The following is a 14,136-nucleotide window of genomic DNA, read 5'->3' on the forward strand; positions in this document are numbered from 1 at the left end:
GCCGGGTCGGCTTATGTGACCCTGATTTCGTATTTCTCCATCAAGCGATAGAGCGTAACGCGTGAAATACCCAGATTGCGGGCGGCTTGGGAGATGTTATTGTCGGTGCGCCTCAGACATTTGCGGATGGCTTCCGCTTCCGCATCGCTTCTTGCCTCATCCAGGGTCATGAGCTTGACCGACGGATCATTTCGCCCGTCCAAGCCTAGATCCGCGGGTGTGATGAATCGCTTGTCGGACATGACCATGGCTCGCCGCACGCGGTTGATCAATTCGCGCACGTTGCCGGGCCATTCGTGATTTTTCATCGCCTTGATGGCAGCATCGCTGAACCCCTTGATACGATTGCTGCCGTCGGTCGAGAACTTCTTGAAAAAATATTTCGCGAGAATGGAGACGTCGTCACCTCGTTCACGTAACGGCGGTATCTGCAGGCTCAAGACATTCAGTCGATAATAAAGGTCTTCACGAAAACGTTTTTCCTTAACGGCCAAGTCGATGTCGACATGCGTGGCCGCAACGATGCGCGCATCCACATAGAGTTTTTCTCGGCTTCCCACACGTTCGATCGTGCCTTCCTGCAGAAATCGCAGCAGGTTGATCTGGAGCTCATGGGGCAAGTCGCCGATTTCGTCCAGAAAAAGGGTTCCACCCTGCGCGGCTTCGATGAAGCCGATTTTGCGTTCGTGCGCCCCCGTAAAGGCTCCCTTCTCGTGACCAAAGAGTTCGGACTGTATCAGCGATGCCGGCAGGGCGCCGCAATTGACGGCCACGAATGGCGCCTCGTGCCTCGATGAACGTTCGTGAATGGCACTGGCGGCCAGTTCCTTGCCCGTGCCGCTTTCTCCGGTGATGAGAACCGGAGCGTCAACACTGGCGACCTTGCGAATTTGTTGGAACAGGGCCTGCATCGAGGTGCTGGTGCCCACCATCTCATCTTCCTGCTCGTCATCGATGGTCGGATGCTGTTGGGTGAGCGCGCGCACCATGTCGGCCATGCCGTAAGCATGCCCGAGGGAAAAGAGCAGGCGGTCGCGGTCGGCCGGCAGGGTATGGTAGTCGTAAAAATAGTCGGCGATGCACTTGCGCAGCGGCTCCGCCGCGAGGCTGTCGATCGGGAGCAGCGCCACCCATTCGACATGCTGTCTGAAGGTGCCGTTCATGGGGTGAAGCTGATTCAGTGTATCGGTACAGTCAGCCGTGCCATCGAGCTGAAACAGTCCCACCTTGATTTCTTGATGGTTGAGCAGTTCGACCGCATCGGGCACGGTATCGGCGAGATGTACCGCCCAGCCTGCCGCGCTTAGCTGGTCGATGAGTGGGAGCGGTTGCGGATCCGTCTGGTAGAACAGCAGGTTGCGAGCTGCACTCATGCATCCCCCTTGGATGTGTATCTGGCGAACTCAAGGCCCAAAGCCGTTGCGATACGTGTCGCTGCGGTCTTTCACGAGTTCGTCGAAGCGAGCGTACAAGCGTACTGTACGTTGTACTGTCAGGCTAACAAGTATATGCGCTGAATTCCCAGTCTCAAGGCGTCATATCATTGACGGAAGTCATGGCGGCCAGGACGTCGGTCGCTGGCGAGCGTCGATTGGGTGACGCTGCGTCAGCGCCAGTTGACCGGTAAACCCTTGTCCGCAAGCTGGCGCAGGGTGCTGGCAACGCATTCGTCGACGAAATCGATGCGAACGGGATTGGCATGAGCGCGCCGGGCCCAGGCTTCTGGCTGTTCGAGACCCGCCAGCCGATATAGCGCCGGCGACGGGAAATAGAAGGCTTCCACGAACTGGCGGAAAACCCTGTTGAGCAGGGGACGATAGAGAGGGGCAAGGCGCCCGGCACTGGGCAGATGCAGATCGAGCGTCTCTCGCGCGTGTACGATGTGGCGCGCTTCGTCGATGGCATGCAGCGTGATGATGTCATAGATGGTGTCCGCGATCTCGCCGCGATGCTTGCGTATCGTACGATTCATGCGGTCGGGCACCTGCTCACCGATCAGCACGGCTATCCAGAAGGCAGCAGAACGGTAGGGCGCATGACGTCCCACCCAGGTCGCAAGTCGAGGCCGTGTGAATGCGCTGGGCTCGATGGGCAAGCCGCTGCGCCGGATCAACTCCACGAACATGAGGCTGTGGCCGGCTTCCTCGCGCAGCTCGTGCAGACGGTAGAGTGTTTCGGATGGCTGGCCCAGGGAATTGCCCAAGGCACGGCTGATCCGTTCCATGAAGATGCCCTCAAGCCATAGGGCCTTCTCGATGAAGTTGATGAACTCGTACTGGGAAAGCCGTATGCGCCGGGCTTCGGGGAGACGTTCGTAGGCAGGAATGCCATGTAGACTGACAGCGGCCTGCGGCAGCCACCAGCCCTCGAGATCGAGATCCTGCCAATCGATACGGGCCAGCGGATCCCGGTAAGGATTGCTGCTGCGATTGAGCTGTTCGGTAAGGGCGCTGGCTTCCGCAACCATGGATGAGTGCACGCTGGAATCTGCGTGCGATTCTAAGGCATTACGCTTCCAGGCGACAGGGCGCCGCCTATTCGGCTGGTGAATCAAGGCATCGCCAGGTCGAACGGGCTGCCATTGAGGCGTATCTGGCCGGCTTCGAAGCGTATGTCGGTATCATAGCCATCGCCTTGAGGGGTGATCAGACCTTGCTCCTCATACGCAATGATGCGCCGCTGGGACTGCGCGCGCCGTTCGACGGGGGAACGTGATGCGTCTCTTGCGCCACCCCGCTCGTTCAGCAGCCTGATCAGAAGCGGCCGTGCGATGCGCAGTCGCATGTTGGCGTGAATCAAGTCCAGCAGCGCGCCGATGTCCGGATTCTTGGTCGTGGGCGCCGCGGCAACATGCGCGTGCCCACTGAGTTCGAGGCCGCTCCCATCCGCCGCGAACCTGAATTGCGCGTGCTTGAGCTGCGGCTGATGGCGGAGCAATCGGGCGAATCCGTACAGGGCCTCGTTGGCGAGCGAGGCCGGGTCGGTCAGACGCTCCGGATGCAAGGCCATGAACCAACCGCGGTGACCAAATTCGACCAGGGCCGGTCTATACAGGTGCGCCAGTTCCACGTCCAGCGAAATCGGCCCAACCGCATTTTGGCCGATTGCAGACAGGCCCAGGGCGAACGAGAAATCGCCGGCAAGATAGTCCGCGCCTTCGCTTTGCACCATTCCGCTGATGCGCGAACCATTAAGCAATGCGATCCGACGCGAGTCCATGGTCAGCACGATTTCACCTGTATCCAGGGCGCCATACGATTTCAGTCTTCCCCGGACGATTTCGTGTTTTGATTGCCAGTTGATCGGCGATACGGCGACCACGGCCGTTTGCCCTTGCCGGGTCGTCATGTCGAGATGCAACCGCCCGACATGCGCGTCGCTGCTCCAGCCGGCGGCACCTGCGGGGATACGAAGACGTGCGATGGCCGCCTGCCATGCCAGACGGCCATCTTTGGCCAGCTTCAGCCTGCCGGGAGAAAGATGAACGTTTATGCTGGCTGATCCGTCGAAATGAATGACGACAAAAAATTGATAGCGGCTGTCAGTCGGACGGAGGAGCTTGGATAGGCCGGGGATTCGGCCATCGATCAACGCTGCCACTGGCTTTAGCTGAAGGTCTTGTCTTCGCCATGCGGCAAACGGCAGGGGGCCGTAGGCGATATCGAGCGCCAGACGGATAGCGGGGGCCCCCATCAGCCGGGCGAGCGAAGCGCTCAGCTCCGGGTTGCGAGGCTGGAGTATCAGGGTGGCATGGCCGGAAAACCAGCCAGGTGCGACATCGGTGAGCCGTGCGCGCCAGTCGCCCTGTGCGTTGATCAGGCGGACGGCATTTTCAAGGCCCTGGTGCACCGTAGTCCTTAACGCGATCGGCGCGAGCGCAGTGCTCAGCAGGATGATCGCCGCAACAATGCCCGATGCCAGCAACTGCCTGTTATGCATCGGAATCCTCGTGTTCTTTTCGCTTTGATAGGCGATGCCTCGACGGAGTATGTATAGCAGTTCACGACAGCCTTGGCAGGCTGCGCGCCGCATGGGGCGCTGCGGGGTTCGGCAGAGTTTGCCATGGTCGGCGTGTTCGGGTAATCTTTCGCCTCTTTGCGGGGCGTAGCGCAGCCTGGTAGCGCACCTGAATGGGGTTCAGGTGGTCGGAGGTTCAAATCCTCTCGCCCCGACCAAATTTCCCTCAGTATCCTCTGCCGGCTTGAAGGCGGCGACTCGGGCGCCTTGTGCGTACCGCCATTGCGGGTGCAAGTGCTTTGCGGATGATGACCAAGATCCGCACAATGCCCATTCCCTTCGGTTGAACATGCCCTGTCGGCATTCGTCAACGACACATGCCGACGGCCACGGCCAGCCGTACCTTTGTTTGCGTACTTCGCACACGCCTTTGCAGACGCCGATTGCGCATTCATGTCCGGCATCCGGGGATATCATGTCGAGGCACTGTCGATCGTGTCAGGTCTGTTCCAACTGCGCGGTCGCCAGCGGCGTTGTGGGTGCGCAACCCGAACCGAGCGCTCGAACAGGGAGACCAAGCGTCTTGATGATTGCGCAATAGGGGCATGCGCGGCCAGGGTCCACCCGTCGCGCAGATGGGGCTAAACTGCCCAATCATGGGCGCCAATGGCGCAAACGATCATACGCACGTCATGTGCGGCAAATGAAGGATGCAGCAGGATGGGGCGTGCCGGCAGCACTGGAGTTGCGGACGAGGCCTACGATGCGCTCCCGACGCCGGTCTTCCATGTCCATAACGAGCGTTTGCTTTACGCGAATCCGGCAGCCCTTGAGATGCTGGAGGCGGATGCCTCCGACGATGTCGTTGGACGATCGATATTCGATTTCGTACACCCGATCGATCGCGTGCGGATCGTCACCCGCTTGAAGCGCTTGGAAAACAAGGCCAGACGGTACTTCGGCATCGAAATGCTGATCCGAACGTGCCACGGCGAATTGCGTGGCGTGACGGTTTCCGCTGTCGCCGCAAGCCCGCCCGCCCAGGGCATCATCGTGGTGGCGATGGATGTCACGCGCCACCGCATGAAAACCTATCTGCGCGAAACCGAACGTAATATCGTGCGGCTGTTCGAGAACACGACGGACATCTATTACCGTATCGATGCAGAAGGCAAGCTGCTGATGGCCAGCCCCGCGGTGGAGAGAATTCTCGGTTACCGTGCCGACGAATTACTGGGTCAGGATTCCAGTCTATTCTACGCCGATCCGAACGACCGGAACGCCTTGATCGAGGTGTTGATGCGCGACAAGGCCATTGCCGACTACGAGGTGCGGCTGAGAGGCAAACAGGGGCAACTGGTCGATGTTTCGGTCAGCTCCCATGCCTTGTTCGATGAAGAAGGGAATTACATTGCGGTCGAAGGCGTGATTCGCGACCTGACCGAGCGCAAGCAGCTTGAGCGCCGCTTGCGGGTGCTTGCGACCGCGGACGAGTTGACGGGCATCCGTAATCGTCGGGTGTTTTTCGAGCATGCGGCTTCGGCGCTGCAGCGCGCACGGCGACACCGTCGGCCGATGGTGCTGATGATTCTGGATATTGATTGGTTCAAACGCATCAATGACCGATTCGGTCATCTTGGAGGAGATCGGGCATTGCGCGCGTTTGCGCAGACGGCAGGACTGGAGCTGCGCGATATCGATTTGTTCGGACGCCTCGGCGGCGAGGAGTTCGGCGTGGTGCTGGAAGACTGCCCACTGGGCGAGGCGCGGGCGGTGGGGGAGCGGATTCGCGCGCGGGTCGCATCCCTGAGCCTTGATATGGGGGAAGGGGTGAGCTTGCTGATGACGGTAAGCATAGGCGCCACCCTCAGCGGGCAGGCTGACGCACGTATCGAAGCACTATTGGAGCGGGCCGACCGGGCGCTCTATCTGGCCAAACAATCAGGCCGGAATCGCGTGCAATGGGATATTCCAGGGCCTCAACCCGCCGGCATGTAGGGCATGCCGTGGGCTTGAAGGTTAGGCGCTTGCACCCGACTCGGGGCTTGGTTCCACCAAAACGGGCCGTATGAGGCGGGCGTTTCCCGCGCTAGCGGCGACGCCCCTTGGCCTTGGGTTTTTCGTCACGAACCTTGAGGTTGTTGCCGAGGAAGGTCTTGCCGTCGAGGGTGGCCATCGCGGCACGCGCCTCGTGTCCTTCCATGTCGACAAACGCGAAGCCCTTGCATTTGCCCGTGAACACATCGCGTGGCAGTTCGAGCTTGCGCACGGTGCCATATTCGGAAAAGAGTTCCTTGACGTCGTTTTCGGTTGTCTGCGGCGCCAGATTGCCGACGAAGAGCGTTTTCATCGGTGAGCCCCCGTATGATGATTGGTTCGGTGTCGCCGGAGCGCGCCGCTGGATGGGCGCCTTTGGCGACGGGAATGCGAATCGGGCCGGATGCCTAACCCTTCCTTGCCGGAAGAGGGCAGCACCGGCCCGATGCGCAACCACGCTCTCCTCGCGGAGGGCGTGGCTTCACGAGGCGTTTACTGTGCGGAAACGTTGCTCGCCTGAGGTCCCTTGGGGCCGTTCTCGACGTCGAAGGTGACCGGCTGGCCTTCGGCCAGGGTCTTGAAGCCCGAGCCCTGAATGGCGCTGAAATGCACGAACACGTCCGCGCCGCCATTGTCCTGGGAGATGAAACCGAAGCCCTTGGACTCGTTGAACCACTTCACAGTGCCTGTCGCCATGCTTGATGTACCTTTGGAAAATGAAACAAATGGTTAGGTTCGCGAACAGGTATAGGAGAGAGGTGGTCCAGGAGGTAACCGGAAAGGAACTGCTGAAACTGCCAATTTCAATATCTGCCGCTGGCGTCGACTATAGGCCAATCGTTCTCCGAGCGCCACCAATTTTGTCGGCAGCTCCCGATAAGAGGCGCTACGCCGGCGTAGCGCCGACAGGCGCTAGACTATGCCTCCCATCGAGACACGACAGGCTATCATGCATTTGCACTTGATCGTTCCGGGCTTGGCCCGGCCGCTGCGTCGTTGGCAACAGGATTACGCCTGGCAGCCGCATGCCGACCATCTGGAGGTGCTGCTTGCCGGCGCGCGACACCGGGGTCGCGGCGCGCACAACCATATTGCCATGGCAGCAGAGGTACTGGGATGGCAGGGTGACAACCTACCGATTGCCGCGTTCCGGGCGCAGGGGCGCCTGCCGCCGGCAAAGGCGGGATGCGACTGGGTTTGCGCGGATCCGGTGCATTTGAGTGCCGACGCCAACTCCGCCGTGGTCTGGGATTCCAGGCGGTTCGATCTGCGATTAGACGAAGCGCAGGAACTGGCGGCGGCCCTGAACCGGGCATTGGGTGACGGTGACTGGCACTTTCGCGTCGAAACGGCCGGGGAGTGGTATCTGAGCGTGCCGGCCGACGACGTTCCGAATGCGGCGATGTTGCACGAGGTGGCGGGGCGCGATCTCCGTCACGTAGCCGCACCAAACGCGGGATCCTCCAAGTGGCGCACGCGTCTGACCGAAATCCAGATGATCTTGCACGGCCACCCGGTGAATCTGGCGCGCGAGGCGCGCGGCGAACCCGCGGTGAACAGTCTCTGGTGTTGGGGTGGCGGACATCCGGCGACATGGGAACCCGATGCGCTTGCACGGGTAATCGGTGGCGGCAGCGTGCTCGCTGGGATGGCTGCTGCCGCTGGATTGACGCACACAAAATCCGAGCTCGACGAATTTGCGCCCCCCCTTCGTGGCGGTGCGATATTGTTGGTGCTCGACGACTTGGCCGAGGCGGCGGCCTACGACGACATTCAGGCCTGGGAGCGGACGCTGGGCAGACTGAATTCAACCTGGTTCGCGCGTCTCGTGCGCGCGCTGGATACGGGAGAGGTGGCGGATATCGAACTGCATGCCGACGGCAACCGTTGGCATATCCGACGGCGCAGCCGGTTGGCGCGCTGGAGACGCCCACGAGCGCTCGCAGCACAATTGGCGGACTCATGAGGATGCGAGCGATTGCCTTCGGGTTCACTCCGCCCCGGTGTGCAAAACCGGGCCGCCAGCAGGGGCGGGGTTGACCGCGATGAAAACCTGCCGAGACAATCGTCCCATCGCCTGCGGAACTGTTTCCCATCGGCTCGTCGCCGGGATATCGGCAAGACCATCGTCTGTACGCATGACCGTATTCGCCATCACCGAGCAACCACATACTGCGTCATCGTCCCGCATGGGTCGTTCCACGCATTCGCTGCGGGCGGGCCTGTCGTCATGAGACATCCGCGCCCGCTATTGCGCCGCCGGTCGGTGGCGGCGCACGCCTTGCCGGACAGCGTGCCGCCGCTGCTGCGCAGGATCTATGCCGCGCGCGGAGCCACCGCGGCCGAAGGCCTGGTCAGGGATCTGAATGGCCTGGCGGATTATCGCCCCTTGGGCGGCATGGAGGCCGCGGTTGACTGCTTGGAGCAGGCGTTGCGCGAGCAGTGGCCGGTCATGATCGTCGGTGACTACGATGCGGATGGCGCCACCAGCACGGCGCTGGCGATCGAGGCACTGCGTTCCTTGGGCGCCCAGCACGTCGGCTACCTAGTCCCGAACCGCTTTACCCAGGGCTACGGGCTGTCGCCAGCACTGGCCGAAGAGGCCGCTGCACGCGGCGCACGTCTGCTCATCACGGTGGACAATGGCATCGCCGCGCATAGCGGCGTGCGCGCGGCACGCGCGGCAGGTATGGCGGTACTCATTACAGATCATCATCTGCCGGGCGAAGTTCTGCCTGAGGCCGATGCGATCGTCAACCCGAACCTGCCGGGCGACATCTTCCCCAGCAAATCGCTGGCGGGCGTTGGCGTGATTTTCTACGTCATGCTCGCGCTGCGGGCGCGCCTCCGGACCCAGAGCTGGTTCGAAGCCCACGGGCGGCCCACGCCCAATTTTGCCGAGCTACTGGATCTGGTTGCCGTGGGTACGGTTGCCGATGTGGTCGCTCTGGACGCGAATAATCGCATTCTGGTGGAGCAGGGATTGCGCCGTATTCGTGCCGGCAGGGCCCGTGCCGGGGTGCGCGCGCTGTTGCGAGTGGCCGGACGGGATCCGGCGCGCGTGGCGGCGAGCGACCTGGGTTTCGCCATTGGACCGCGACTGAATGCCACCGGACGCCTGGACGATATGGCACTGGGGATCGAATGCCTGCTCGCGACGGACGAAACGCGCGCCGCGACATTGGCGCAACGCCTCGATGCGCTCAACCGTGAACGGCGGGAGTTGGAGCAGGATATGCGGGAACAGGCGATGTCGGCCGTCGAGGCCGCGTTCGCGCGCCTCGACGGCGACGCATTGCCTGACGGGCTATGCCTGTTCGATCCAGACTGGCACGAAGGCGTGGTGGGGCTGGTGGCCGGACGTGTCAAGGAACGATTTCATCGCCCGGTTGCGGTATTCGCACCGGGCGCCGACGGCATGCTCAAGGGTTCGCTCAGATCGGTGCCCGGCATCCATATCCGCGACGTGCTGGCGGATATGGCCGCCCGCGATCCGGATCTGTTGCCGCGTTTCGGGGGCCATGCGATGGCCGCCGGACTTTCGCTAGAGGCGACGAGACTCGATGCTTTTTCCGCCTTGTTTGCGCAGGCCGTCTCGCGCCATGCGGACGACGAGGCCTTGCAACCCGTGTTGTGGAGCGACGGCGAGCTTGCGCCCGGCGAATTCGACTTGCAGACGGCCGAGGCCCTGCGTGCTGGCGGCCCATGGGGGCAGGGGTTTCCCGAACCCTTGTTCGACGGCGTGTTCGCCGTGCACGCCGCACGCGAGGTTGGTCAGGGGCATCTGAAGCTGCAGTTGCGCGACCCCAGGGATGGCAGGCTGCATGAGGCGATCGCCTTCCACTACGCTGAACTCGGCATGTCGCCCGATGGCGGGCGTGACGAGGCTCGATATGCCTTCCGGCTCGATGTCAACGAATACCGTGGCGAGCGACGTCCTCAGCTGCTAGTGACCGGCTACGATCTCATCGTGGACGAGGCCGGCGGCGACAGTGCCCATATTTGATACGCAGGCGCCGTGCCCGACATCAATCCGGCAGGGCCAGCAGAGCGAAATAGGACAATAGGGCGGGGACGGCATAATCGAGCGTCAGCACCATCCATACCCAAGCTGGCGGAAATTTTTCCAGCAGATGCTGGTGCAGATCGAACAGGACGATCCAGTTGCCGAGCACCAGGCCGCCCAGCAGGCTGTCGCGTATGCGGGCGGGGCGCAGCAGACGTCGCCGCCCGGGGCGGGGCGCGTGCATGATTGCCGGCTCGGTCGGGTCTTGGCGCGGTTTGGGCATCGTCATGTCCGGTCAGGGTTGTCCCGTCGACTCAGACCGCCGCGGCTGTCCGCGGTTCAGCCGGCGCCAGGTCCACCGGCGCCACGCAATGCTGTAGAATCGGGCGTTTTTCGCTCAAGGGAATGCCGAATGGAACTCAACCCGGTTTATCAGCGGATCCGTGACCTGCGGGGGCGTCTGGATGCCCTCAGGGGGTATCTTTGACGTAGAGGTCAAGCGCGAGCGTCTGGAAGAGGTCCGCCGCGAGCTGGAGGATGCCGCGGTGTGGAACAATCCCGAGCGGGCGCAGAGCCTGGGCAAGGAGCGGGCGCAGCTGGAGGCCGTGGTCGAGACCATCGACACGCTCGCCGCCGGCCTCGTGGACGGCGAGGAGCTTCTGGAGCTGGCAGAGGCCGAGAGCGACGACGATACCGTCGACTCCGTCGAGCGCGATCTCGACGATTACGAAGCGCGTGTGGGCCAGCTGGAGTTCCGTCGCATGTTCTCCGGCGAAATGGATGGCGCCAGCGCCTTCCTGGATATTCAAGCGGGCTCCGGTGGTACGGAAGCCCAGGACTGGGCCGAGATGCTGCTGCGCATGTATCTGCGCTGGGGTGAACGACGGGGCTTCAAGACCGAACTGATCGAGGAATCTCCGGGCGAGGTGGCCGGCATCAAGAGCGCCACGGTACGTTTCGAGGGCGAATACGCCTATGGCTGGCTGCGCACCGAAACCGGTGTCCATCGTCTGGTGCGCAAATCGCCCTTCGACTCCGGCAATCGCCGTCATACGTCGTTCGCTGCGGTTTTCGTATCGCCCGAGGTCGATGACGATTTCGATATCGAGATCAATCCGGCCGATCTGAAGGTCGACACCTATCGCGCGAGCGGCGCGGGCGGTCAGCACGTCAACCGTACCGAATCCGCGATCCGCATCACGCACATGCCATCGGGGATCGTGGTGCAGTGTCAGAACGATCGTTCGCAGCACAAGAACCGCGCCACCGCCATGAAGCAACTCAAGGCCAAGCTCTACGAACTCGAGCTGCAGAAAAGGCAGTCCGAACAGCAGGCGGTCGAGGACAGCAAGTCGGATATCGGCTGGGGCAATCAGATTCGTTCCTACGTGCTGGACCAGTCGCGGATCAAGGATTTGCGCACCAGCGTCGAGACCGGCAATACGCAGGCGGTACTCGACGGCGGGATCGACATTTTCATTGAGGCCGCGCTCAAGAGCGGACTTTAAAGAACTTCGGCGGAACGTAATAAACAACATGAGTAACATCCAGCAAGACGATGAAAACAAACTGATTGCTCAGCGCCGCGAAAAGCTTGAGCGCTTACGGGAGATCGGTGAGGCTTTCCCCAACGACTTCCGTCGCGATGCCGTGGCGGGCGAACTGCACGCGGAATACGACGAGATCGACGCAGAAACGCTGGAAGCCCGCCAGCTGCGTGTGCGCGTGGCCGGGCGCATGATGCTCAAGCGTGTGATGGGCAAGGCAAGCTTCGCGCAATTGCTGGACATGTCCGGACGTATCCAGCTCTACCTGCAGCGTGATCAGCTGGGCGATGGCTACCAGGCCTTCAAGGGCTGGGATATCGGCGACATCGTCGGTGCCGAGGGTCAGCTCATCAAGACCAAGACGGGCGAGCTCAGCGTGCGCGTCGATACCATCCGCCTGCTGACCAAGGCTGTGCGGCCGCTGCCGGAAAAATTCCACGGCCTGACGGACCAGGAGGTGCGCTACCGTCAGCGCTATCTCGATCTGATCATGAACGAACCTTCGCGCGCGACCTTCCGCCTGCGCTCGAAGATCGTGCAGTTCATCCGCAATTTCATGAGCGCGCGCGATTTTCTGGAGGTCGAGACGCCGATGATGCAGGCCATTCCCGGCGGCGCCACGGCGCGGCCTTTCGTGACCCATCACAATGCGCTGGACATGCCGCTGTTCCTCCGCGTGGCCCCCGAGCTGTACCTCAAGCGCCTGGTGGTCGGCGGTTTCGAACGGGTATTCGAGATCAACCGCAATTTCCGCAACGAAGGTGTGTCTACCCGGCATAATCCCGAGTTCACGATGCTGGAGTTCTACCAGGCCTACGCGACCTACGAGGATCTGATCGATCTGACCGAGACCATGCTGCGCGAGATGGCGGCGACATTGCTCGGCACGGAAAAGCTGGCCTATCAAGGCGAGGAATACGATTTCAGCAAGCCGTTCGCGCGTTTCACCATGCGCGAATCCGTGCTGCACTATAATCCGCGCGTCGAGGCCGGGCAGCTTGATGATCCGACACGGCTGCGTGCGCTGGCCGATGCGCTGGGCATACCCGTCAAGCCGGGTTACGGTCCGGGCAAGATCCTGACCGAGATTTTCGAAAAGACGGTCGAGCACCGGCTGTCCGAGCCAACCTTCATTACCGAATATCCGACCGAGGTTTCGCCGCTGGCCCGTCGCAACACCCGCAACCCGGAAGTGACCGACCGCTTCGAGTTCTTCGTGGGCGGCCGCGAGCTGGCCAATGGCTTTTCCGAGCTCAACGATTACGAGGATCAGGCCGAGCGTTTCCGGCGGCAGGTGGCCGAGAAGGAGGCGGGCGACGAGGAGGCCATGCACTTCGACGCCGATTATATCCGCGCCCTGGAGCACGGCATGCCACCTACCGCAGGCGAGGGCATCGGCATCGACCGGCTGGTCATGCTGTTCGCGGACGCGCCGTCGATTCGCGATGTTCTGCTGTTTCCGCACATGCGACCGGAATAATGGCCGCATGTGCGCGGGCATTCACCCCGTTGCGGCGACTTCGAGCGAATAGGGCAGTTCGCGCAGCGTGACGTGAGCGCCCTTGCGCTGGCCGAGTCGCAGCTTCGCTCCCTGATCGGCACTGCCGATCTGCAGCACCGCCAGCCCTTCCAGACCGCCGTCCGGATGGCGGTAGGCTTCGACCAGTCGGCCGGCAGGATTGCCCTCGGCATCGGCATCGACGATCTCGGTGCCAGGATCAGCCGCGTCCGCGTCGATATGCACGCGGTACATGCGGCGCTTCAGGTTTCCGAGGTATTGCATGCGCGCGACGATCTCCTGCCCTGGGTAACAGCCTTTCTGAAAGCTGACACCGCCGATCAGCTCCATATTTGCCATCTGCGGCACGAAGGCCTCGCTGGTCGCGGGCTGGACCACGGGAATCCCCGCCAGCACGTTCAGCAGCCCCCAGCATGGCGCGCCCACCGGCGCGCCATGCACGTTCAGCCGGGTCCAAAGCTTGTGCAAGGGCTCCAGTGAGCCGTAAATCTCGTAGCGAGGATGGTGGCCGATGATACGCGCCACGGTGATGCCGTCGCGCGTGAGAGTGTCGTCGACCGCTTGCGGCGGGGTACACCCCAGGGCTTCGCCAAGCAGCGTGGCGGCATCCGGACCGGACAGCCCCATCCTGATCAGGCTCGCGCTGGCATCTTCAAGGGTCACGCGGCTGCGCAGCACGTACATGCGCAGTCGTTTGAGCATCGGCTCCAGCAGGGCTTGCGGCAACCGCAGATAATAGGTGCCGTCGCGTCGGATGACGCGGAAATTCGCCAGCATGCGCCCCTTGGGCGTGCAGTAGCTGCTCAGTTGGCTGTGCCCGGCATCGACCGCTTGGATGTCGTTGCTGAACTGGCCCTGCAAGAAATCGGCGGCATCCTCGCCGTAGGCCGCGATCAGGCCGTAGTGCGAGAGGTCGCAGATCACGTTGCCCGCAGTGGTCACCCGGCGCTCGCGCTCGGGATTGCCGAAGCTCACCACACTGCCGTCCTCGGCGAATTCGGCCCCGTCGTCCTGCAGGTAGGCCTTCCACTCGGGTTTCATGCGATTCTCCGTCTCGGGTGACTCAGTAT

The 14,136-nt window shown here is 62.2% G+C and carries 12 protein-coding genes and 1 tRNA gene; 6 read left to right on the forward strand and 7 right to left on the reverse strand.

Features of this window, described 5'->3' with window-relative positions; translation table 11 throughout:
* Positions 1-11: 11 nt before the first annotated feature.
* From THPRO_RS02170 to THPRO_RS02180, 3 genes are all read right to left on the reverse strand, one after another.
* Entirely contained in the window at positions 12-1,373 is a 1,362-nt protein-coding gene (locus THPRO_RS02170) for a sigma-54 dependent transcriptional regulator (protein ID WP_038092050.1), read from the reverse strand.
* A gap of 233 nt (positions 1,374-1,606) precedes the next feature.
* Positions 1,607-2,467, reverse strand: a complete 861-nt coding sequence (locus THPRO_RS02175) for a diiron oxygenase (protein ID WP_038092053.1) — start codon at positions 2,465-2,467, stop codon at positions 1,607-1,609.
* A gap of 83 nt (positions 2,468-2,550) precedes the next feature.
* A complete protein-coding gene (locus THPRO_RS02180; RefSeq protein ID WP_065089143.1) occupies positions 2,551-3,939 on the reverse strand; it encodes a DUF945 family protein in 1,389 nt (462 codons plus the stop codon).
* A gap of 159 nt (positions 3,940-4,098) precedes the next feature.
* On the opposite strand from THPRO_RS02180, the gene THPRO_RS02185 reads away from it, so the two are divergent.
* Together THPRO_RS02185 and THPRO_RS02190 are read left to right on the forward strand one after the other, a co-directional pair.
* A tRNA-Pro gene (locus THPRO_RS02185) sits at positions 4,099-4,175 on the forward strand.
* Positions 4,176-4,677: 502 nt separating this feature from the next.
* Positions 4,678-5,955: a GGDEF domain-containing protein gene (locus THPRO_RS02190; RefSeq protein ID WP_038092061.1), complete on the forward strand. Its 1,278-nt coding sequence runs from the start codon at positions 4,678-4,680 to the stop codon at positions 5,953-5,955.
* A 91-nt stretch (positions 5,956-6,046) separates the two neighbouring features.
* On the opposite strand, the gene THPRO_RS02195 is transcribed toward THPRO_RS02190, so the two are convergent.
* Positions 6,047-6,307, reverse strand: coding sequence for an RNA recognition motif domain-containing protein (locus THPRO_RS02195; RefSeq protein ID WP_038092063.1), 261 nt, complete (start codon positions 6,305-6,307; stop codon positions 6,047-6,049).
* Between the two features lie 179 nt (positions 6,308-6,486).
* Positions 6,487-6,690, reverse strand: a complete 204-nt coding sequence (locus tag THPRO_RS02200) for a cold-shock protein (protein ID WP_065089144.1) — start codon at positions 6,688-6,690, stop codon at positions 6,487-6,489.
* A gap of 253 nt (positions 6,691-6,943) precedes the next feature.
* Here THPRO_RS02200 and THPRO_RS02205 point away from each other — a divergent pair, with 253 nt between their 5' ends.
* On the forward strand, positions 6,944-7,960 hold the full coding sequence (locus tag THPRO_RS02205) for a hypothetical protein (protein ID WP_065089145.1): 1,017 nt from the start codon (positions 6,944-6,946) through the stop codon (positions 7,958-7,960).
* Between the two features lie 264 nt (positions 7,961-8,224).
* On the forward strand, positions 8,225-10,000 hold the full coding sequence (gene recJ / locus THPRO_RS02210; RefSeq protein WP_065089146.1) for a single-stranded-DNA-specific exonuclease RecJ: 1,776 nt from the start codon (positions 8,225-8,227) through the stop codon (positions 9,998-10,000).
* Between the two features lie 22 nt (positions 10,001-10,022).
* On the opposite strand, the gene THPRO_RS02215 is transcribed toward recJ, so the two are convergent.
* A complete protein-coding gene (locus tag THPRO_RS02215; RefSeq protein WP_145930663.1) occupies positions 10,023-10,283 on the reverse strand; it encodes a hypothetical protein in 261 nt (86 codons plus the stop codon).
* A 129-nt stretch (positions 10,284-10,412) separates the two neighbouring features.
* On the opposite strand from THPRO_RS02215, the gene prfB reads away from it, so the two are divergent.
* Positions 10,413-11,508 (forward strand): peptide chain release factor 2 gene (gene prfB / locus THPRO_RS02220; protein ID WP_145930664.1). Its coding sequence is split into 2 segments (ribosomal slippage): positions 10,413-10,484 and positions 10,486-11,508, totalling 1,095 coding nucleotides; the frame shifts between segments, so codons are not numbered across the junction.
* A 28-nt stretch (positions 11,509-11,536) separates the two neighbouring features.
* Positions 11,537-13,027, forward strand: a complete 1,491-nt coding sequence (lysS, locus tag THPRO_RS02225) for a lysine--tRNA ligase (protein WP_065089148.1) — start codon at positions 11,537-11,539, stop codon at positions 13,025-13,027.
* Between the two features lie 21 nt (positions 13,028-13,048).
* Here the strand turns inward: lysS and ygfZ are convergent, their stop codons facing one another.
* A complete protein-coding gene (gene ygfZ, locus THPRO_RS02230) occupies positions 13,049-14,107 on the reverse strand; it encodes a CAF17-like 4Fe-4S cluster assembly/insertion protein YgfZ (RefSeq protein ID WP_038092069.1) in 1,059 nt (352 codons plus the stop codon).
* Between the last annotated feature and the right edge of the window lie 29 nt (positions 14,108-14,136).

The organism is Acidihalobacter prosperus, assembly GCF_000754095.2.
Lineage (GTDB): Bacteria > Pseudomonadota > Gammaproteobacteria > DSM-5130 > Acidihalobacteraceae > Acidihalobacter > Acidihalobacter prosperus.